General features: G+C 62.5%; 17 protein-coding genes and 1 pseudogene. 12 read left to right on the top strand and 6 right to left on the bottom strand.

Annotated features, from left to right (window positions below; genetic code table 11):
• Positions 1-288: 288 nt before the first annotated feature.
• The 4 genes from NKI46_RS20330 to NKI46_RS20315 all read left to right on the top strand — a co-directional run bounded on the left by NKI46_RS20330 (position 289) and on the right by NKI46_RS20315 (position 7,221).
• The gene (locus NKI46_RS20330; protein WP_352747641.1) at positions 289-3,630 is read left to right on the top strand and encodes a M10 family metallopeptidase C-terminal domain-containing protein; all 3,342 of its coding nucleotides are present in this window, start codon (positions 289-291) and stop codon (positions 3,628-3,630) included.
• Between the two features lie 74 nt (positions 3,631-3,704).
• On the top strand, positions 3,705-4,142 hold the full coding sequence (locus NKI46_RS20325) for a hypothetical protein (RefSeq protein WP_352747638.1): 438 nt from the start codon (positions 3,705-3,707) through the stop codon (positions 4,140-4,142).
• A gap of 35 nt (positions 4,143-4,177) precedes the next feature.
• Positions 4,178-5,914 (top strand): type I secretion system permease/ATPase, encoded by a 1,737-nt coding sequence (locus NKI46_RS20320; protein ID WP_352747635.1) that lies wholly within the window; start codon positions 4,178-4,180, stop codon positions 5,912-5,914.
• Entirely contained in the window at positions 5,911-7,221 is a 1,311-nt protein-coding gene (locus NKI46_RS20315) for an HlyD family type I secretion periplasmic adaptor subunit (protein ID WP_352747632.1), read from the top strand. The genes NKI46_RS20320 and NKI46_RS20315 overlap by 4 nt, the downstream gene beginning before the upstream one ends.
• Positions 7,222-7,284: 63 nt before the next feature.
• On the opposite strand, the pseudogene NKI46_RS20310 reads toward NKI46_RS20315, so the two are convergent.
• From NKI46_RS20310 to NKI46_RS20300, 3 genes and pseudogenes are all read right to left on the bottom strand, one after another.
• A pseudogene (locus tag NKI46_RS20310) lies at positions 7,285-8,717 on the bottom strand (aldehyde dehydrogenase family protein).
• 116 nt (positions 8,718-8,833) lie between these two features.
• Positions 8,834-9,223, bottom strand: a complete 390-nt coding sequence (locus NKI46_RS20305; protein ID WP_352747868.1) for an ACT domain-containing protein — start codon at positions 9,221-9,223, stop codon at positions 8,834-8,836.
• A 13-nt stretch (positions 9,224-9,236) separates the two neighbouring features.
• Positions 9,237-9,707, bottom strand: coding sequence for a GNAT family N-acetyltransferase (locus tag NKI46_RS20300; RefSeq protein WP_352747630.1), 471 nt, complete (start codon positions 9,705-9,707; stop codon positions 9,237-9,239).
• Between the two features lie 352 nt (positions 9,708-10,059).
• On the opposite strand from NKI46_RS20300, the gene NKI46_RS20295 reads away from it, so the two are divergent.
• Positions 10,060-11,136: a YeiH family protein gene (locus NKI46_RS20295; RefSeq protein ID WP_352747627.1), complete on the top strand. Its 1,077-nt coding sequence runs from the start codon at positions 10,060-10,062 to the stop codon at positions 11,134-11,136.
• Here NKI46_RS20295 and msrC read toward each other — a convergent pair.
• The gene (msrC, locus tag NKI46_RS20290; RefSeq protein ID WP_023689662.1) at positions 11,133-11,630 is read right to left on the bottom strand and encodes a free L-methionine (R)-S-oxide reductase MsrC; all 498 of its coding nucleotides are present in this window, start codon (positions 11,628-11,630) and stop codon (positions 11,133-11,135) included. The two genes, NKI46_RS20295 and msrC, sit on opposite strands and share 4 nt — an antisense overlap.
• 183 nt (positions 11,631-11,813) lie before the next feature.
• Here msrC and NKI46_RS20285 point away from each other — a divergent pair, with 183 nt between their 5' ends.
• The 7 genes from NKI46_RS20285 (at position 11,814) to NKI46_RS20255 (ending at position 19,440) form a co-directional block, all read left to right on the top strand.
• Positions 11,814-12,710: a GlxA family transcriptional regulator gene (locus NKI46_RS20285; RefSeq protein ID WP_352747866.1), complete on the top strand. Its 897-nt coding sequence runs from the start codon at positions 11,814-11,816 to the stop codon at positions 12,708-12,710.
• A 323-nt stretch (positions 12,711-13,033) separates the two neighbouring features.
• Complete coding sequence (locus NKI46_RS20280; RefSeq protein ID WP_023742722.1) at positions 13,034-14,338, top strand: M24 family metallopeptidase; 1,305 nt, start codon at positions 13,034-13,036, stop codon at positions 14,336-14,338.
• Between the two features lie 382 nt (positions 14,339-14,720).
• A complete protein-coding gene (locus NKI46_RS20275; RefSeq protein ID WP_023826099.1) occupies positions 14,721-15,398 on the top strand; it encodes an isochorismatase family protein in 678 nt (225 codons plus the stop codon).
• A 3-nt stretch (positions 15,399-15,401) separates the two neighbouring features.
• The gene (locus NKI46_RS20270) at positions 15,402-16,388 is read left to right on the top strand and encodes an alpha/beta hydrolase (protein WP_352747622.1); all 987 of its coding nucleotides are present in this window, start codon (positions 15,402-15,404) and stop codon (positions 16,386-16,388) included.
• A 413-nt stretch (positions 16,389-16,801) separates the two neighbouring features.
• Positions 16,802-18,442 carry an ABC transporter substrate-binding protein gene (locus tag NKI46_RS20265; RefSeq protein ID WP_352747619.1) on the top strand — a complete coding sequence of 547 codons (1,641 nt, stop codon included), beginning with the start codon at positions 16,802-16,804 and terminating at the stop codon, positions 18,440-18,442.
• Positions 18,443-18,615: 173 nt separating this feature from the next.
• On the top strand, positions 18,616-19,020 hold the full coding sequence (locus tag NKI46_RS20260) for a hypothetical protein (protein ID WP_023742726.1): 405 nt from the start codon (positions 18,616-18,618) through the stop codon (positions 19,018-19,020).
• Between the two features lie 66 nt (positions 19,021-19,086).
• On the top strand, positions 19,087-19,440 hold the full coding sequence (locus NKI46_RS20255; RefSeq protein WP_023742727.1) for a hypothetical protein: 354 nt from the start codon (positions 19,087-19,089) through the stop codon (positions 19,438-19,440).
• 38 nt (positions 19,441-19,478) lie between these two features.
• Here the strand turns inward: NKI46_RS20255 and NKI46_RS20250 are convergent, their stop codons facing one another.
• On the bottom strand, positions 19,479-20,279 hold the full coding sequence (locus NKI46_RS20250; RefSeq protein WP_245272163.1) for a hypothetical protein: 801 nt from the start codon (positions 20,277-20,279) through the stop codon (positions 19,479-19,481).
• Between the two features lie 146 nt (positions 20,280-20,425).
• A complete protein-coding gene (locus NKI46_RS20245) occupies positions 20,426-21,283 on the bottom strand; it encodes a hypothetical protein (protein ID WP_031253510.1) in 858 nt (285 codons plus the stop codon).
• Positions 21,284-21,398 lie beyond the last annotated feature (115 nt).

Below are 21,398 nucleotides of genomic sequence, written 5' to 3'. Positions count from 1 at the left end.
GACGCTTGCGCATTCAGCCCCTCGTGCCTACGGGCGAGGTACGACCATAGATTAGCGATAGCTCAATTAACACCAAACGAGTATCTCAAACCCGCCGGTACAAGCGCGCCCAAGAACCTTCATATGTACCGAGCGCGAACAGAGGCTAGACAAGCGAAGATTCCAATAGCATTGTTGGCACTGGGACGGGGCTCGACCGGCAAGCGCAAACGATGCTTGTCGGTGGTTGGCAACTGCTAAACCATACAGCCGTAATTGCCACGGCTGCGAGACCAAGGAGTCCCAAGGATGCCGAACCCAAGCCAAACCAGCGATCAATGGTGGGTCAACGACCAGACGCCGGACAACCCGTACGGCAAAAGCGAAGATTACGGGGCCTTCCTCACCTACCTTGGAGCGCTGGACCGGTCGATAACGCCGGCGATCGCGGCGGGAACGCTGAGGATCAATGTCTCCGAGCTCAATGACCATCCCGAATACAAGGCCGCCGCGATCGGCGCCTTGCAGATGTGGGCCAGTGTCACCCCTTTGAAGTTCGAAATCGTCGACAATGCACCATACAACAGCGCAACGGACTGGATGCAGGTTGTCAGCCCCGAACTGGGCGAAGAGGACGACGGCAGCGCCTATTCCAACGACCGCTATGTCAGCATCGGCCAGCGTTTCCACGACACCGAGGTCAACAAGACGGATATTGGCGGCTATGTCTTCGATTCCTTCATCCATGAATTCGGTCATGAGTTCGGGTTGAACCACCCCGGGCTCTACAATTACAGCGGCCCCGGCGGCGTACAGATCAATTATCTGAACAATGCGACCTGGACCTACGACCGTCAGCAATACAGCGTCATGTCCTATTTCGACGGGATCGATGTCGGTGAAACCAGCCGCTGGTCGGCGTCAACGCCGATGATGGCCGACATCGAGGCAGTCATCCGCCGCTTTTTCTCCACCGTCGACGAGAACGGCGTGCGCACCTATCAGCATATCGACCTCAACACGGGCGACAACGTCTACGGCTTCGGCAGTGCCGTGGACGGCTACCGGCTGACCTCGTCGGGCATGCAGCACGATCTCGGCTTTGTCATCCATGACACCGGCGGAACCGACACGATAGACTTCTCCGGCTCGACGGCCGGCACGATCCTCGATTTGCGCGCCGGACAGTTCTCCAGCGTCAACGGCCACAGCAACAATGTGTCGATCTTTGCCGGGCACAACGCCGACGGCACCGACTATTACATCGAGAACGGCATCGGCAGCAGCTATGACGACGTCCTGATCGGCAATGACGGAGCCAACGTGCTGGATGGCCGCGGCGGCGGCGACCGCATGGCCGGCAATGGCGGCGACGACACCTACTTCGTCGATTCCCTCGACGACATCGTGCGCGAGGAAGCGAATGGCGGGAATGACACGGTCGTTCTGCTGAACCGGAACTTGAATATCCGGAAAATCGCCAACGTCGAACACATCATCTACGCCGACGAGTCGACACTCCAGCCTGGAGACGGCGGCACCGAAACCGCACCGACCATCGGCGACAACACGATGACCAGCGTCATCTTCGGCGACAATGGCAACAATACGCTCGACGGCGGCGCCGGCGACGACACGATCTTCGGCCAGGGCGGCGATGACCTCATCATCGGCGGCCGCGACTCGCTCGCCAGCCGCGACATCAACAACACCATCGATGTCGCCGACCTTCCAGACCAGACCGAGAGCGACGACGGCAATGACACGCTCTATGGCGGCCGCGGCAACGATACGATCCTCGGCGGCCAAGGCAACGACATCCTCGACGGCGGCGACGGCGACGATACGCTGAGCGGCCAGGATGGCGTCGATATATTCAGGGGCGGCGCCGGCGTCGACACGGTAGACTTCAGCAAGGAGAGCCCCTTCCAACTGCTCGTCAACCTCGAGACGAACGTTGCCAATGGCGGCACCGCCACCGGCGACACCTTCTACAGCATCGAAAACCTGATCGGCTCCGATGACCGCATCGACCGTTTCATCGGTACGTCGGCGGCAAATCATTTCTGGGGCCGGGGCGGCGGCGACTATTTCAACGGCGGCGGCGGCAACGACATACTGGATGGCGGCAATGACGGCGACATCCTGTACGGTGAAGCCGGCAACGACACGATCATCGGCGGCGCCGGCCAGGACTATCTGGATGGCGGCGCCGGCATTGATACGGTCGTCTACGAAGGCAGTTCCGCCGGCGTGACGATCGACCTCGCCAATGGCACGGCCAATGGCGGCGACGGCGATGGCCCGGTGCAGATCGTCGGGCGCGGCACCGTTATCCGGCACGACATCCTGGTCGGCTTCGAAAACGCCGTCGGGTCGTTCTTCGACGACCATCTCATCGGCAACGCCCAGGCCAACAAACTTTCCGGCGGCGCCGGCAACGACACGCTGACCGGCGGTGGCGGCGCCGATATATTGAATGGCGGCGCCGGCAGCGACACGGCGGACTACGCCGACGCGGCCAGCGGGCAAAACCTCAAACTGGGTGGCGGCAAATCCGGCGGCGACACCTATATCTCGATCGAAAATCTGGCTGGCTCGGGCTTCAACGATCACCTGACCGGCGATGGCGCGGCCAATGTGCTGACCGGCCAGGGCGGCGCCGACAAGATCGACGGCGGCGGCGGCGATGACACCCTGCTCGGCGATTTCGCCTATCAGGGCGATGCTCCGCCACGCCCGGGCATGGGCACCGGCTACGCCACGCTCGGACCGGACGCGACCAACAATTCGGTCTCGACCGCCTTCGACATCTCGAACAACTTCTCGCTGACCGCCGACCCCGACATCTTCGATTCGACGACCACCCTTCACACCACCGTCAATGCGACCGGAAACGGCTTGGGCGGATATTACAGCATCAACCTGGCGGCCGGCACGATCATCACCATCGACATCGATGGCATTGCCGACCCCAATGTCCATGACAGCATCGTCAGGGTGCTGGACAGCGATGGCAATATCGTCGCCCAGAACGACGATGGCGGCAACGACCCCGGCTCCAACAACGGCCGCGATTCGAGCACCAGCTTCATCGTTCAGGAAACCGGAACCTACTATATTGTGGAGGGCGAATGGTCGGACTCGGCTCCTGGCGATGGCTGGGTCGAATCCGTGCCGGAGGGCTCGACTTACAAGCTGAACGTGTCGGTCGAATTCCCGCCGGCACCAGCTCAGCCGGGCGTTGCGGGCGCCGATACGCTCAATGGCGGCGGCGGCAGCGACCTTTTGGATGGCGGGCTGGCTGCCGATACGCTGACCGGCGGCGCCGGCGACGACTATTTCCGCTTCTCGACAGAACTCGGGAACGGCAATATCGACTGGATCAAGGACTTCAAGGTCGCCGACGATACGATCCTGCTGGACAACCTCATCTTTGCCAGCGTTGGCGGCGACGGCGCCCTCGCTTTGGGCTCATTCTACAAGAGCGCAGCCGGCGCTGCTCATGATGCCGACGACCGCATCATCTACGACACCGACAGTGGAATATTGTCTTACGACGCCGATGGTTCCGGACAGGGAGCAGCCGTTCAGTTTGCACACCTGAACACAAATCTGGATCTTTCGGCTGCAGACTTCATCGTCATCTAACGCGTTGCCGGGGGAGGGGTGCCGTCAGGCTCCCCTCCCGCATACCCCAGCGCAGTGAAAAGGGAGAGGACGCGATGACCGACCGCCGCACAGTGTTAATGGCCGCCGGAGTTGCGGCAGTCGCCGCGGCCACCGGGGCAGCGGCAGCGCAATCGCCAGATATTCGCGCGCCAGATATTCGCGCAACAGATATTCGCGCAACAGATATTCGCGGCGCCGTCACCTTTGTGGGCGGCAAGGCTATCCCGGAAGGTCATCTCGAGATCTATCTTGAGGATCCCGCCATCCACGACAGTGGGCGACGCCGCGCCGCCAAAACCAGCCTCAAGAGCGAGGGCGGCTCAAAGACGATAGAATTTTCCTTGCCCCTGCCCGCAAGCTCGACCGCTTCACCAACGCTGCAGGTCGTAGCGCGCCTGGAGCGTGCGGACGGCTGGCTGGTGGCGCGGGGCAGCGCGCAGTTCCAGGCCGGCCTGCCCGTCCATGTCACACTCAAGGCAGTTATCTATTGAAGGGACGAGATGCCATATCCTGATTGCGAGCCTGCATGCAGCTGACGCCATCGACGCCGCTTACGCTGGTCGGAATCCTGGCGTCCTTTCGACGTGCGTTTTCGGGCATCGTCCTGATGAGCGGGGTCGTCAACGTGCTGACCCTGACCGGCTCGCTCTTCATGTTGCAAGTCTATGACCGCGTCGTTCCGGGTCGCAGCGTGCCGACGCTGGTCGGCCTGGCGGTGCTTGCGGGAACATTGTTCGTGTTTCAGGGAGTGCTGGAGCTGATCCGCTCTCGCCTCATGGTGCGGCTGGGACAGGGGCTGGACGCAAAGCTGAGCCCGTCGGTCTATTCGGCGCTGATGCGCCTGCCGCTGCGCGCCAAGCCTTCCGGCGACGGGCTGCAACCCCTACGGGATCTCGATCAGGTCCGCTCCTTTATCGGCAGTGCCGGACCGACCGCTTTGTTCGACCTGCCATGGATGCCGCTCTATATCGGCATCTGTTTCATTTTTCATTTCTGGATCGGCGTTACCGCGCTTGCCGGCGCCGTTGTCCTGTTTGCACTGACGCTTCTGGCCGAATTCCGGACCCGCGGCCCGACAAGGATCGCCGGACAGCACGCGGCCGTTCGCAGCACGTTGGCCGAGGCGACAAGGCGCAATGCCGAAGCCATGCAGGCCATGGGTTTTGGCGGGCGTATCGCCGAGCGGTGGTCTGCCGTCAATGCCGAGTACCTGAACGCCCATGCGGCGGCCAGCGATGTCGCGGGAACGCTTGGCACGATTTCCAAGATCCTGCGGTTGATGCTGCAATCGGCAATGCTGGCGATCGGCGCTTATCTGGTCATCCAGCAAGAGGCGACCGGCGGCATCATGATCGCAAGCTCGATCATGATGGGCAGGGCGCTGGCTCCGATCGAACTGGCGATAGCGCATTGGAAGGGCTTCATTTCAGCGCGGCAAAGCTGGGCACGCCTGAAGCAGCTTCTGTCCGCGCTGCCGGAAGGCGCAACCGGCGTGACCCTGCCCGCGCCTGTCAGCGCGCTGGCGGTCGAGAATGTCAGTGTCGCCCCGCCGGGCGAACGCACGCCGGTGGTGTGGGATGCAAGTTTTTCACTGGCCAGGGGAGCAGGCCTGGGGGTCATCGGCCCGAGTGCTTCCGGCAAATCATCGCTGGTGCGTACGCTTGCAGGTGTCTGGCTTCCGGCGCGCGGCGCCGTGCGGCTGGACGGCGCGACGCTTGACCAGTGGCCGGCCGACGAGCTGGGTAAACATATCGGCTATCTGCCGCAGGATGTGCAGTTGTTCGACGGCACGATTGCGCAGAACATCGCCCGCTTCGACCCGGATGCGTCGTCCGACATGGTGCTTGCGGCAGCCAAGGCCGCCGGCGTGCATGATCTCGTCGTGCATCTGGCCGACGGTTACGACACAAAGGTTGGCGAAGCCGGCGCCTCGCTGTCGGCGGGGCAACGCCAGCGTGTCGCCCTTGCCCGCTCTCTTTATGGCGATCCCTTCCTGGTCATCCTGGACGAGCCGAATTCCAATCTCGACTCAGAGGGTGAAGTGGCCTTGTCCGCCGCCATCCAGGGCATCAGGGACCGCGGCGGCATCGTTATCGTCGTCGCGCACCGATCCAGTGTGCTGGCCAATGTCGACACCGTGCTGGTGATGGCCAATGGCCATGTGCAGGCCTTCGGTCCGAAGGATGAGGTGCTGAACAAGGTCTTCCGATCGGCGGCACCGCTCAAGGTCGTTGCCGCCACGGAGAGAGGCGTTCCTGCATGAGCGAGGACAGATCCGCTTTGCATCATCGGCAGGTCCGCCGCTATCTCGTGGCTGGCGTTGCTACCTGTCTGCTGCTTGTCGGAGGTGTTGGCGGCCTGGCGGCAGTGACCAAGATGTCGGGTGCGGTGATCGCAGCTGGCCGGCTGGTGGTCGATTCCAATGTAAAGAAAGTTCAGCATCCGACGGGCGGCGTGGTCGGCGAGATCAGGGTGCGTGAAGGCGACCGGGTCAAGGCGGGCGATATTCTGGTGCGGCTGGATGAAACGACAACACGCGCCAATCTGGCGATCGTCTCAAAAGGTCTGGATGAGTTTTATGCACGGTTGGCGCGCCTGGAGGCGGAGCGTGACGGCAAGGACACGATCAGCTTTCCGGACGTTTTGACATCGCGGCGCGACGAAGCCGGTGTCGCCGCATCGATGGCCGGAGAACAATCGCTGTTCGATTTCCGGCACCAGGCGCGGTCTGGCCAGCGATCGCAATTGCGCGAACGGATCGCGCAGTTGAAGCAGGAGAGTGCCGGCCTGACCGAGCAGCTGCAGGCGAAACGCCGCGAGATCGAGCTGATCCAGATCGAGCTGGAAGGTGTGCGGTCGCTCTGGCATCGCAAGCTGATAGGAATCGACCGCATGACGTCGCTGGAACGGGACGCGGTGCGGCTCGAAGGCGAGCATGGCCAGTTGACCGCGGGAATTGCCCAGGTGAAAGGCAAGGCGTCCGAGATCGAACTGCAGATCATCCAGATCGACCAGGACCTTCGCAGCGAGGTCGCGACCGATTTACGCGATACCCAGGGAAAGATCTCCGAGTTCGTCGAACGCAAGGTAGCGGCCGAGGACCAGTTGAAGCGCATCGATCTGCGCAGCCCGCAGGATGGCGTGGTGCTGCAGTTGGCGGTGCATACGATCGGCGGGGTCATCACCCCCGGCGAACAGGTGATGCAGATCGTACCGGTGACGGACGACCTGACCGTTGAAGCGCATATCGCACCGCAGGATATCGACCAGGTGACGATGGGCCAGAACGCGATTTTGCGCCTGTCGGCGTTCAATCGGCAAACCACGCCGGAGCTGACCGGGACGCTGTCGCGGATCTCGGCGGATCTCACCATCGAAGAGCGTACCGGAGCAGCCTTCTATATGGCGCGGGTGACGCTTCCGAAAACCGAGGTCGCCAAGCTGCGCGGGCTGGCGCTGGCGCCGGGCATGCCGGCCGAGGTGTTCTTCCCGACGGGCGACCGGACGATGCTTTCCTATCTGGTGAAGCCGCTGTCGGATCAGATCCAGAAAGCTTTCCGGGAGGAGTGAAGCCGCACCTTTGAGAGCTGAAGCCTCGGGACCGGCTGGTTGCCGGTCCCCAAGGGGTAGCCCCTACTCCGCTGCCTTATACCCCGCGATGCCCTTGATCTCGAGGAAATCCTCCAGCCCGTATTCGGCGTATTCGCGGCCGTTGCCGGATTGCTTGTAGCCGCCGAATGGCAGGCCGGCGTCCCATTGCGGATAGTTGATGTAGACATTGCCGGTGCGCATGCGGGCGGCGACTTCGCGGGCCTTCTCGATATCCTTGGCCTGGATGTAGGACGCCAGCCCATAGACAGTGTCGTTGGCGGTGCCGATCGCCTCTTCCACTGTGTCGTAAGGCATGATCGCCAGCACCGGCCCGAAGATTTCCTCGCGCGCGATGCGCATGTCTGATGTGACGTCGGCGAACACGGTGGGGCGGACATAGTAGCCGCGGTTGAGCTCGGCCGGACGCCCCGGTCCACCCGCGACCAGCGTGGCGCCTTCATCTATGCCGGCCTGGATCAGGTCCTGGATCTTGTCGAACTGGATCTGGCTGACCACCGGGCCGAGCTTGGTGCCGGCCGCATCGGCCGGGCCGACGGTCAATTTTTCGGCCGCCGTCTTGGCGTAGCCGGTCGCCTCGTCATGGCGGTCGCGCGGCACGAACATGCGGGTCGGCGCGTTGCAGGACTGGCCCGAGTTGCTGAAGCAGCCGGCGACGCCCTTGCTGACGGCCTTTTCGAGATCGACATCGGGAAACAGGATGTTGGCCGACTTGCCGCCGAGTTCCTGATGCACGCGCTTGACCGTGTCGGCGGCCGCCTTGGCGACCAGGATGCCGGCGCGGGTCGACCCGGTGAACGACATCATGTCGACATCGGGATGGCTGGACAGCGCCTGGCCGACGCCCGGGCCGTCGCCGTTGACGAGGTTGAAGACGCCCTTGGGAACGCCTGCCTCGTCGATGATCTCGGCAAAGATGATGGCGTCGAGCGGGCGATTTCGGACGGCTTCAGAACCATGGTGCAGCCGGCGGCAAGGGCGGGACCGACCTTGCAGGTGATCTGGTTCAGCGGCCAGTTCCACGGCGTGATCAGGCCGACGACCCCGATCGGCTCCTTGACGATCAGCGACGAGCCCTTGACGTGGCGGAATTCGAACGACTTCAGCACCTCGGCCATCTTCCGCAGATGTGCCAGGCCGATGCCGACCTGGCTGTCGAGTGCCATCTGGCGCGGCGCGCCCATCTCGCGCGATACGGCCAGCGCCAGATCGGCGCTGCGCTTCTTGTAGACCTCGATTATGCGGTTGAGGATATCCAGGCGCTCCTCGACCGAAGTGAAGCCGAATGTCTCGAAGGCGCGCTTGGCGGCCGCAACCGCCTTGTCAACATCGGCCTTTGAGCCGAGCGAAATCTGCGCGAAAACATCTTCGTTTGACGGGTCGATGACGTCGAGTGTGCTGGGCACGACAGGATCGACCCACACGCCGTCGATATAGAACTGCAGATTGTGTGACACGGGCTTCTCCTCGGGGGATTTCTGAATTGATGGGGGGCGATCGCCAGATCGTCGTATCGGTTCAGGGATAACGATGGGGCAAGAGCGATGTCAAACGCAAGGGCGGGCGATTGAGCCTACGGCTTCAGAAGCGTGTGCCCCGCCGCGACCAGAAGCCCCCTTGCCGCGGCTTCATCCTTGGCTTTGACGAGCAGATGGTCACCATCGAAGGTGGATACCAGAAAAATGCCGAGTTCGCTTTCCGACAATGGCTTTATCACCGACAGGACGATGCCGGTTTCGTCGAAGGCAAAGGGACCTTGGAGTTTCAGGGCGACCCAGTCCCTGTCATGCTTCACCCCGTCCGGCACCCGATCCTGCAGGCAGACAACCGAAAGCTCGTCGTCGGTCCTGGTAATGCTGACGAAGCCCGGTCCTTCGGCCCAGCCGGGAATGCTGTCTTTTGCTTCGAGGCGCGAAACCGCATACCGCCCCGTGAGCGGCTTCAACCGGACCCTGACTGCTATCCGATCCTCCCTGTTATCGGCCATCACCCAGTTTCTTGCTCATATAGACCGTCATGCCGTTCATGAACGGCTCCTCCCGGTCGATCGTATAGCCATGCCGTTTGTACAACAACACATTGGCCATGAAGGCGCCGTTGGTCAGCAGGCGCAGCTCGAAGCAGCTGGCCTCCAGCGCCTTCTGCTCCGCCCGTTCCAGCAACAGCCGGCCGATGCCCCTGCCCTGCGCCTGTGGCGCGACGCAGACATTCTCGATCCAGAGATGATCGTCGGCCAGCATGGTCTCGATCATGCCGACGATGCGGCCATTTTCGATGGCGAGATCGAACGGATGTTCGGCGACCGCCTTGTCATAGTCGGCGCGCATCGGCAGCGGCTCGCGGCCGATCAGAGGCACCCATTTGGCATAGGCGGCACGCACAATGTCCTTGATGGCGGCAGCGTCCGCCGGTTGGGCCGGCCGAAACAGGATGGAAGAATTGGACATGGCAAAGGCTCCAGACATGAAAACCCCGCCGGCAGACGTCGCGGGCGGGGCTGGAACGAACGAACCGATTTAGTGTGCCGGTCTTTGTCGTCGCGCCTTGCCGCTCCGCACTGTGCAGAGGCGACGTCGCTGGGCGATGGCGAGCGAGAAAATGGACATGACGCCACGCTGGAGTGCAAGACGCAGAGCGTCAAGCTGCATAACCGAGCCAGTCATTACGTTTGCATGGCACAGGCAAGATTGAAGGCATTGCCGACCGTTCGCAAAAATCGATCATTTCAACAAAAACAATTCGTTGGAAAGATCGATTCTGGAATGACATTCTCCTGAGGTACTTGCGTGGAGAATTGCATTGTCTTCCGCCGCCCAGCGAGCGAACGATATTCCGATCAGCCTGATATCGGCCGACCTGGCCGTGGGCCGGAAGCGGCTCGATTCCGTGTGGAATGGCGTCATCCCCGGGATCGTGCTGGTGGCGATGATCACGGGGGTGGCCTTCTCGGCCCATAATGTCTCCGGCTTCGCGCTGTTCAGCCCGATGATCCTCGCCGTCGTCGCTGGCATGATCTATTCCAACGTGCTCGGCACGCCCGCCCACGCCAAGGCCGGCATTGCCTTCTCGCAGAAGCGCCTGCTGCGCTTTGCCATCGTGCTGCTCGGCTTTCAGCTGACGCTCGGCCAGGTCGTCTCCATCGGCGCCGGCGGCGTCGGCATCGTGGCGCTGACCCTTGGAGCGACCTTCGTCTTCACCATTACGCTTGGCCGGCTGATCGGCGTCGACGCCAAGCTGGCGCAACTGATTGCCGCCGGCACTTCGATCTGCGGCGCTTCGGCCATTGTCGCCACCAACATCGTCACCGATGCGCGCGACGAGGACGTCACCTACGCCGTCGCCTCGATCACGCTGTTCGGCACCGTCGCCATGCTCGGCTTCCCGCTGCTGGCGCCGGTGCTCGGCCTCGACCAGCACGCATTCGGCCTGTGGGCCGGCGCCTCGATCCACGAGGTGGCGCAGGTCATCGGCGCCGGCTTCCAGAACGGCGCCCAGTCCGGCGAGATCGCCACCGTCGCCAAGCTTACCCGCGTCGCCATGCTGGCGCCGATGGTCGTCGCGCTCGGCCTGATGACGCGCCGCAAGAGCAATGGCGATCGCCCAAGCGACCAATCCGGTGCGCGGCCGCCGATGCCGTGGTTCGTCGCCGCTTTCATCGCCGTCGTGGCGCTGAACAGCCTGGTTGCCGTGCCGGCCGAAGTGAAGTCGGCCATGGCGTTCGCCACCACCATCATGCTGACCATGGGGCTCGCCGCCATGGGTCTGCAGGCCAACATTTCGCAGCTGCGCTCGCGCGGCCTTCGCCCGCTGGCGCTCGCCTCCTGCGCCTTCCTGTTCATCGGCTGCTTCAGCCTGATGCTGGTGAAGTTCGCTTAATCCTCGAACGAACTCGCCGCGACATAGATCGCGGCAAGCGCCTCGATGCCGGCCTGGTCGTCCTTGTCGAAGCGGCCGGGCGTCGGGCTGTCGAGGTCGATCAGGCCGAAGACGCCGTCATTGTCCCTCAGCAGCACGACGAGTTCCGAGCGCGAGTCGGCGTCGCAAGCGATGTGGCCGGCAAATTCATGCACATCCTTGACCAGCATCGACATTTCGAGATCGATGGCGGTGCCGCACACGCCCTTGCCGACGGCGATGCGCACGCAGGCCGGCTTGCCCTGGAACGGTCCAAGCACCAGCTCCTCGTCCGACGCCAGGAAATAGAAGCCGGCCCAGTTGAGATCGGGCACCATCTGGAAGATCAGCGCCGATGTGTTGGCGGCGTTGGCGACGGAGTCGCTCTCGCCTTCCAGCAGCGCCTTCAACTGGGTGGCCAGTTCGCGGTAGAAGGCCGGCTTGTCGGTGCTGTCGATGGTCTGGGCCGCAAACATGGCGTCGTCTCCATTGCCGGCGGGCCAAAAAGCCCGCTACATTTCCTGTCTGCCACCAATGACGCTCCCGGGAAATACACAATTGTGAATACCGACCGTGCCAGCCAAACACACGACCGGGCGCAACCCGCAGCGAGCGAAGGTCCCCTCACCTTCGCCGTGCTGGTCTTTCCCGGCTTTCCGATGATGGCGTTCAGTTCGGTGATCGAGCCATTGCGCGCCGCCAACGTGCTGGCCAAACGCGATTGTTACCGCTGGGTGATCGTCGGCGCCGACCAGGGCACGGTCGAGGCGTCCAATGGGGTTGTCATACAACCGGGATTCTCAGCCTCCGGCGCGCCGAAGGTCGACCGCATCGTCGTCTGCTCGGGCGGCAATGCCGATCTCGTCGTCGCCGAGGACGCGGTTGCCTGGATCCGCAGGAGCCTGCGCGCCGGCGCCCATATCGGCGCGGTGGCCGACGCCGCCTTCTTCCTCGCCCGGGCCGGCCTGCTCGACAGTCATGCCTGCACCTTGCACTGGACCAGCCAGGCCGCCTTCACCGAGGCGTTCCCGGACATCGAGCTTCGGCGCGATCTCTATGTCATCGACCGCAAGCGCTTCACCTCGGCCGGTGGCGTCGGCAGCCTCGACATGATGCTGGAGATCATCACCAACGATTATGGCGGCGAGCTCGCGGCCGGCGTCGCGGAATGGTTTGTGCACAGCCCTTTGCGTTCGAGCGTCGACCGCAAGCTGATGCCGCTCAGGCTGCGCACTGGCGTCCAGAACGAACTGGTGCTGTCGGCCATTGCCATCATGGAGGATGCGGTGGAAGAGCGGCTTGGCATGACGGAACTGGCGGCAAGGCTCGGCGTCTCCTCCGACAAGTTGGAGCGCAATTTCCGCACTGAGCTCAGCATTTCGCCCAACGGCTACTACCGTCGCCTCAGGCTGCGGCGCGCCGCCGACCTTCTGGCGCATTCGACGCTGATGGTGCGAGACGTGGCGCTGGCCTGCGGCTTCGCGTCGATGTCGAGTTTTGCAAGGGCTTTTCGCGAAGAGCATGGCCACGCCCCGAAGGCGATGCGGCGGCATTAGAGGGCGCTGCGCGCTAACGCGGTGAGATGCTGGCGGGACAGCGCCCCCCTCTGTCCTGCCGGACATCTCCCCCACACGGGGGGAGATCAGATGTCGCCTCGGCTTTCGCCAATCACCAAAGTTGCAGGGCGAGCGGGACGCGAAAGCTGCTAATCTCCCTCCTTGTGGGGGAGATGTCCGGCAGGACAGAGGGGGCGCGAAGGATCGCTACATTGCCCTTTGTATCCATGCCCTCTTGCGGCATTTCGCACGACATCTGCGGATTCTCGCACAGACATTTTTCGGCGCATGGCTATGGTCTAGCCCTTCAGGAGGCGCACCCAATGAGCATCGTCGTTTTCGACCCCGACAGCACCGAAGACGTGGACTTCAAAGACCGCATGCGCCACCCGGTCGCGGCTGACTCCGCCGGCGGCATGTGGCTGTCGGACACCGAGCCGTCCTTCATCGATGCCGACGCCTTGCGCAAGGGGCGGCTGGCGAAACTGCGCGGCTGGATGCGCGAGGCGGGCTATGGGGGCGTCGTTTTGTTCGACCCCTACAACCAGCGCTATGCCACCGGCTCGCGCAACATGTTCGGCTATTTCCTGCGCAACTCGACGCGGTATTTCTTCATCCCGACCGACGGGCCGATCGTTCTGTTCGAATACCCGCAGAGCTACCATGTCTCGATGGTGCTCGACACGATCGACGAGGCGCGCCCGTCCAAGCTGGTATGGTCTTCGGTGTCGGGCCGCGACGACGAAACCGCCGGCCCCTTCGCCGACGAGATCGCCGAGCTTTTGAAGAAACATGGCGGCGGCTCGATGAAGCTCGGGCTCGACCGCTGCAGCCATTTGCAGGCGCTGGCGCTGGAAAAGCGCGGCTGCGACGTCAGGGATTGTCAGGGCGAAATCCTGGCGGTGCGCGCGGTGAAAACACCCGAGGAAGTCAAATGCCTGCAGGTATCGATGGCTGGCGCGGAAGCCGCTGTTTATGCCGTGCGCGAGGCGATCAAGCCCGGCGTCTCCGAAAATGAGCTGTTCGCCATCATGTATGGCGAGGTGATCCGCCAGGGCGGCGAGTTCATCGAGACGCGGCTCCTCACCTCGGGACAGCGCACCAATCCGTGGTTCAACGAGGCCAGCGGCCGCAAGATCCGGCCGGGCGAGCTTCTGGCGCTCGATACCGATACGATCGGCTGCTATGGCTATTATTCCGATTTTTCGCGCACCTTCCGCTGCGGGCCGGGCAAGCCGACCGGCTATCAGAAATCGCTCTACCGCATGGCGCACGACCAGGTTCAGCACAACATTTCGATCGTCAGGCCGGGCATGGCTTTTCGCGAGATCGCCGAAAAGGCGTGGAAAATCCCGGACCGTTTCGTCGACCAGCGCTATACCTCGGTGATGCACGGCGTCGGCATGCATGGCGAGACGCCGTTCATAGCGCACGCCATGGACTATGAAACCTACGGCCGCGACGGTGTTATCGTGCCCGGCATGGTGGTGAGCGTGGAAAGCTATATCGGCGAGAAAGGCGGCCGCGAGGGCGTCAAGCTGGAGGACGAGATCCTGATCACCGACACCGGCACCGAACTTCTGTCGCGCTTTCCCTACGAGGATGAGTTTCTGGAGAAGCAGGTTTGATGGTCGTTTCGCATCCCTTGGCAACCAGCGCGAACGCCAATCCCGTCGTCATCCTAGGGCGAAGCAAGGAGCGCAGCGACGCGGCGCAGACCCTAGGATCCATGCCGGGACTCATCCGCGCCGCAACGGTGCAAGTTCTGCTCCGCTGCATTCCTTGGCCAATGTCACGGCATGGACTCCAGAGCGCCGCAACGGTGCAGATCCTGCACAGTTGCACTGCACGGTCGACGTCACGGAATGGATCCCAGGGTCTCCGCGACGCCGCTGCGCGGCTGCTTCGCCCTGGGATGACGAAGTTCGGAGGACGACGACCAATCTCCATCGCTTGCGCTGCCCTTGCGAGAAGAACGGCGGCGGCGGTCGCGAACCCAGGCCCGTCCACATGAAAAGCCCCATCTCGATCAAACGCGGCACGGTCGCCGCGGCGTTCATCGACCTCCAGGAAGAGCATCGGCAGGACAAGCGCTATCTGGTCGAAGGTTTTGGCGAGGTGCTTGCCAACGTCCAGCGCCTGCAGGCGGCGGCGCGGCGCAACTTCGTGCCGCTGTATCACTGGGCCTATATCGTCGATACCGCCAAGGCGCGTCCGTTCCATCCGCTCGACGCCGACGGCAAGTCCGCCTTTTCCGACAAGACCGATCCGCTGACGGAGATTTGCCATGAGGTGGCGCCCGCGGCCGGCGAGACGATGCTGGTCAAGACGCAGGCCAGCGCCTTCGGCGCCGGACCTGGCGCAACCGAACTCAAGGCGCGCGGCATCGAATGGCTGATCGTCGCCGGCGTCTGGACCGAGGCCTGCATCGACGCCACCGTGAAGGACGCGGTGGCATCCGGCTTTCGCGTGCTTCTGGTCAAGGATGCCTGCGGCAGCGGCAGTGCCGCCATGCACCAGACCGCCATCCTCAACCTTGCCAACCGGCTCTATGGCGGCGCCGTCACCAACACGATAGACGCGTGCCGGCTGATGGCGGGCGACACCATCGATGCATGGCAGGTCGAAGGCTCGGTACCGCTGCGCTTCACGTTTGAAAACGCCGAACGGCTCTACGGCGAGCTCTGAGAGATGGGCACGGTCCACAAGCTCAAGACCGCCAGGCGGGGGAAATACGCCACCCTGCTCGATCCGGCGCTGTGGGAGTATATCGACCTGGTCAATGACTGGTTCCCGCCAGAAATCGCCGAACTTCCGATCGCCGAGCAAAGGTCGGTCTATGATGCGATGTGCCGCGCCTTCCATCAGGGTTATCCCAAAGGGGTTTCGGCCAGCGGCGGCATCATCGCCGCCGATGCAGGGCACGCCATCCCGATCCGCTACTATCGGATGGCGGGCAAGCCCGTGCGCGCCGTCATCGTCTACTATCATGGCGGCGGCTTTGTGCTTGGCGGGCTCGACAGCCATGACGACATCTGCGCCGAGATCTGCGCCGGCACCGGTTTCGACGTTGTCTCGGCCGACTACCGGTTGGCGCCGGAACATCCCCACCCGGCCGCCTTCGACGACGCGCTGACCGTGTTCGAATGGGCGGCGGTGACAACGGACCTGCCGATCGTGCTCGTCGGCGAAAGCGCCGGCGGCAACCTTGCCGCCGCGGTCGCACACGCGTCTCGCCGCCACCTGCGCCGGGCGGTCGGCCAGGTGCTGATCTATCCCGGTCTCGGCGGCGACGAGAGTGCCGGTTCCTATGTCGAACATGACGACGCACCGCTGCTGACGCTGCGCGACATCGCGTTCTACCGCACCATTCGCGCTGCCCCGGCACAGTCGCCCGACGACCCGACTTTTTCTCCGCTGAGCGACAATGACTTCTCCGGCCTGCCGCCGACTGTCATCATCACCGCCCAGTGCGATCCGCTGTCATCGGACGGCGAGACCTATCGCGACCGCATCGTTGCCGCCGGCGGCCGCGCCTGGTGGTATGAGGAGAACCGCCTCGTGCACAGTTTTCTGCGCGCCCGCAAAAATGTTCCGCGCGCCGGCGAGGCGTTCGTGTGCACGCTTGCAGCCATCGCCGCCGTCGCCGTGCTCGGCAAGAACGACTGGCCATATTGAGGCGGCGAAGCGCTGATCTCCCCCTCATGGGGGTTGAGGAGTGGTCCGCGTAGCGGATGGAAAGCCAATTGCTTGGCTTTCCGAACGACGAAAGCCGGCAGGCCAGAGGGGGGTGCGAAGGATCGCGGCCCTTCAATATCCTGAGTTAACGCAACGATTGTCTGCAAGGACACTCCAGTCAACTGAAGGGCAGGCAGGACAGCGCCCCCTCTGTCCTGCCGGACATCTCCCCCACAACAAGGGGAGAGATTGGCTAACGCGACTGCGGAGCAGCGCACAAGAATTGCGGAAAAGCGAACATTTCCCGGTGTCGGCCCGCTTTATGATTGCCTGCTCAGGTAACAGCGCCTCGGCGATCGCATTCGCGCCCAGCGGGGCGGACCATCGAGGCGCCCACAAAAGAGGGAACGACGATGAAATTCATGCTGACCGACCGTAATTTGCACCCGCAGGCCAAACCCGTTGCCGATGGTTTCAGGAAAGGCGGCGTCAACCGGCGCGAATATCTCGCCATCATGGCCGGCTTTGGCGTCAGTGCTGCCGGCGCGCTGGCGCTGGGCGGCCTCAGCGCGTCACCTGCCCGGGCCGAAGAGCCGAAGCGCGGCGGCACCTTGCGCGTCGCCATGAACGTCAAGGGTTTCAAGGATCCGCGCACCTTCGACGGCGTCGAAATGTCCAATGTAGCGCGCCACTGCAACGAATATCTGGTGCGCTGGAACCGCGACTTCACCTTCGAGCCGTGGCTGCTCGAAAGCTGGGAAACCAGCGACGACGCCAAGACGCTGACGCTTCATGTGCGCAAGGGCATCGCCTGGTCGAATGGCGACGCCTTCAACGCCGATGACGTCATCCACAATCTCAGCCGCTGGTGCGATGCTTCCGTCGCCGGCAACTCGGTCGCCGCACGCATGGGCGCGCTGGTCAATGCCGACACCAAGAAGCCGGTCGATGGCGGCATCGAGAAGGTCGACGACTTCACCGTAAAGCTCAATCTGCCGAAACCCGACATTTCGCTGATCGCCGGCATGGCCGACTATCCCGCGCTGATCATGCATCGCTCCTATGAGGGCGGCGACGACCCGATGAAGGCGCTGGCGATCACCACCGGCCCTTGCGAACTGGTCAGCTGGAATGCCGAGACCAGTGCGGAGGTGAAGCGCAAGGACAAGCCCTGGTGGAAGGGCGACTTCTACCTCGACGGCATCAAATGGGTCGATTACGGCTCCGACCCCAACGCCATGCTGTCGGCGTTCGAATCCGGCGAAATCGACACCGACCACGAGACCGCGTCCGACGCCGTGTCGCAGACCGAGCAGATGGGCTTGTTGAATTCCGAGATCGCCACCGGCTCGACCATCGTTGCCCGCTTCAATGTCGGCAACGCGCCCTATGACGACGTCAACGTGCGCCGCGCCGCCCAGCTTGCGGTCGACAATTCGGCCGTGCTGGCGCTCGGCCTCGGCGGCCGCGGGAAGCCTGCCGACAACCACCATGTCGGTCCGATGCATCCTGAGTTTGCCGATATCGGTCCGGCCAAGCGAGATATGGATCAGGCGAAGAAACTGCTCACTGAAGCCGGCAAGACGGACCACGAATTCGAGCTGATCTCGGTCGACATCGAATGGCAAAAGAGCACCGGCGACGCGATCGCCGCGCAGATGCGCGAGGCCGGCCTGAAGATCAAGCGCACCGTGCTGCCGGCGGCGACCTTCTGGAACGACTGGAGCAAATACCCCTTCTCCACCACCGAATGGCTGGGCCGCCCGCTCGGCGTCCAGGTGCTGGCGCTCGCCTATAAATCGGGCGCCGCCTGGAACGAAAGCGCTTACGCCAACAAAGAGTTCGACGAACTCCTCGACAAGGCGCTGGCAACGCCGGATGCTGCCCAGCGCAAGGAGATCATGGCCAAGATCGAACAGAATCTGCGGGATGCCGGCATCATCATCCAGCCCTACTGGCGCTCGGTCTACCGCACCTACCGCAAGGGCGTGCAAGGCTGCGAACAGCACCAGTCGCTGGAACAGCATTTTGAGAAGGTGTGGCTGGAGGGGTGATCCTTCGGGGACGCCGCATACCGGCTGGCACCTGAGCGGTATGTCGCTCAGGTAGATACCTGCAGCGCACTCCGAGCATTTACGACGGTGTCTGTCTTGACGCGGCGACCGTGGATCGGTCTGGTGTGTCGACGAGGCGCCGCTGTGGGCTCGCGTCATTCCGGAGAATACACATGCGCGCCCGTTGGGCTTTCATTCTTGCACCCATTATTCCGGCGATCCTGCCCGGCTACAATTGGCATGCGAACCACCCTGAGACGGGGCCGTTGTCGGGCTTCATCTTCGTAACCCTTGTTTTCTATGTTGTGGAGGCGGTGGTAGGAATTCCGGCCTTCTATGTCCTGACCCGACGGCGCTGGCAGTTTTTTTGGGTATACGTCGTCGTTGGCTTTCTGGCAGTTTTTGTTCCAGCGTTTGTCTTCGGCCTCAGTAAGTGGAGTCCTCCATTGGGAATCGGCGGAGTTCTCTATGCATGCTCCTTCATAGGGATACTCGGTGGCGCTACAGGGCTGATCTTCTGGCTTTTGGTGCGCCCAGACAAGGACCCTGTCGAACAGATTGCTTCGCACTTTACCTAGGTCAGCACCCCAAGATTGAGTTCAAGGCCTGATACACTTTGGCCGCGATATTTTGCACGAGAACGCATGGACCACTTCGACCTCGGCACCTATCGCCGTCCAATCTCCACCGCCTCGGTCGAGACGCAGCGCTGGTTCGATATCGGGCTGAACTGGTGCTACGGCTTCAACCATGAGGAAGGCATAAAGTGCTTCGAGAAGGCGCTGGAGACAGATCCTGATTGCGCCTTCGTGCATTGGGGCATCGCCTATGCCGCCGGGCCTTTTTACAACCTCACCTGGAACGAGCACGGCAAGGACGAGGCAGACCGTGCGGCCAAACGCTGCTTCGACCATGTCCAGCTCGCGCGGGATGTGGCGATCACCTCGTCGTGCCTGTGTCGGACGAGCGCGGAGGCGGGGCCAAGCTGTTGTCACTGAAATCCCCGCCGCCCGACCAGCCGAGTTGGCTTCGCCTTCTAAGAGAAAATCTCCGCCAGTTCGTCTACGCTGGTGCCTTCCCTAACCTGGCGCAGTTCAACATAGGCGACCGCAATGGCCACCGATGCCACCGTGGACACGACCGTCGCGATAAGGACGCTTCCGATAGCGCCGAAAATCAGGGCAACCGTCGAGAGGCCGCTGAAGAAAGCGAAAATCAGGCCGATCAGCAAGGCAAACATCATCTGGAAGGCAAGCGCCGCCAAAAACAGGATCAGAAAGACACCGAACATCGGCCAGCGGCTGCCCTTTGTCAGAGCACGGCTGCGCGACATCGCGCCAAACATGCCAAGCCGCTCCTGCATCAGCACCGGCACGGAAACCGATATGCCGAGCAGCCACCTGATGCCGGCAACGAGCAACACCACGAAGGCAATGATCGCTCCGAAGATCGGCACCAACATTCCGGCGATGCCCATCACGATGAGGCCAAGGATCATGGCCAAAAAGACAATCAGCCCCACCCCCAGCGTCGGGAATATGCTGCGCAAGGCTATCTGGATGCAGTCGCCGATCGCCGGGCGCTTGCCGTTCAGGTCCTCTATCGTCGCTTGCACCAGCGAGGACTGGAACAACAGCGCGCAAACGAAATAGATCAGGCTTAAAACGAGCGATAAGAACGAGCTGCTCATAATGACCCACTTCGCGCCGAGTGGAGGTGCGGCGATGTAGCCGTTGGGGCCGCCATTCCAGTGGTTCGACAGATTGAGCGCAACTGCTGGGAGGACCAGGAAAAGCGCCGCCAAAGCAATCATCAGACCGGGATTGCGGTCGATCACGGCGAAGGTGTTGTTGAAAACCCTGCCGATCTGGAACTTCTCAAGCCGCGCCGACGCCGTCGATGCCACGATTACCCCTTCCGGCCCGAGCTAGATCCCGGCCAATCGCGCCAACATGACTGGCTGTTCTCGGGCCAAAACCTTCGTTACGAGAAGATCTCCGCCAGTTCGTCGACGCTGGTGCCTTCCCTGACCTGGCGCAGCTCGACATAGGTGACGGCAATCGCCACCGAAATCACCGCCGAAACGATTGTCGACAGCAGGCTGCTTCCGATGGCAGCGGCAATGAGACCGGTCGTGCTGATCCCGCCGCTCGCAATAGCAGCCTGAAACAGCAAGGTGAAAACCACTTGTAGCCCTATCGCAACAATGCCGAGGACCAGAAACAGCGCGAATATCCGCCAGCGGCTTCCCTTCGTCAGCGCCCTGCTTCGCGAAATCGAGGCGAAGACGCCAGGCCTTTCCTGAACTGCGACAGGCACAGCCACCGATATGCTGATCAGCCACATGGCTATGGGGATGAGCGACAGAAGTGCAATCACACCGCCGACGATGGGGATGGCCATGGTGATGACCGTTAATATCATCGCCACCAGAAACATTGCCACGATGATCACAAGACCAATTCCGAGCGTGGGGAGGAAGCTGCGCAGGGCTATCTGAATGCAATCGCCAATCGACGGGCGCTTGCCGTTCAAATCTTCGATTGTCGCTCGTACCAGCGCCGCCTGCGCCAGAAAGGCCAAGATCAGGAGCACCAGGCCGGCAATCATCGAAACGGCACCATAGCCCGCCATAGCCGATTGCTCGAAGCTCGCCCCAGGTACTGCTATCTTTGCAATCTGTCTAAAGCTCCAGATGTTGTACAGCAGCGCAGGCAGCGTCGAAAAAAGGCCGACGATGGCGGCAAGTGGGACGAAGCTTCGTCCGATTACCGAAAACGTATTGCTGAAAGCCCTGCCGATGCTGAACCGTTCCGGCCGCTCGCTCGCGATTGACGTCATGTTACATTCCCCCCGACTAATGGATACCCGAAATCAGAAAGTATAAATCACCGATATTGATACTTGCGGTTGCCGCCGCTTGCAATTGCCTTGGCGTATTGTCAGTGTCGGCCCG

Origin of the sequence: Mesorhizobium sp. M0615 (genome assembly GCF_040320805.1) — a bacterium.
GTDB lineage: Bacteria > Pseudomonadota > Alphaproteobacteria > Rhizobiales > Rhizobiaceae > Mesorhizobium.
The sequence above is the reverse complement of the archived record's forward strand: the minus strand, read 5'-3'. Positions and strand labels throughout refer to the sequence as shown.